This window comes from Rhodanobacter thiooxydans LCS2, assembly GCF_000264375.1.
GTDB lineage: Bacteria > Pseudomonadota > Gammaproteobacteria > Xanthomonadales > Rhodanobacteraceae > Rhodanobacter > Rhodanobacter thiooxydans.
On record NZ_AJXW01000198.1, the window covers coordinates 1 to 271 of the forward strand.

1 protein-coding gene is annotated in these 271 nt (G+C 38.4%); it reads right to left on the reverse strand.

Features of this window, described 5'->3' with window-relative positions; genetic code table 11:
- The coding region (locus UUA_RS19770; RefSeq protein ID WP_008439912.1) for a hypothetical protein at nucleotides 1–271 on the reverse strand (271 nt) is incomplete at both ends.

A 271-nucleotide genomic window follows, 5' to 3' on the forward strand; every position in this document is an offset into this window, starting at 1 on the left:
TGCTCAAGGGCAGCAATGCTGGCTGTTATTTCGTCTATTTCCTTCTGAATTGCAGCAATAATTTCTGTGTTGTTCTCTTGCAAAGCCGCAATCTCTTTTTCGAGATTGAATTTTTCGATATATTTTGCTTTAAAGGTACCGTCATTGGCTGTTGCATATTTCAGCTTTTGTTCAAGGTTTTGGATTGTATCTTTTAACATCTCTACGACAATCTCCCGGCTTTGCAACTCTTTTCTGGCTTCGGCTATTTTTGTGCTAAGCTGTTCTATTT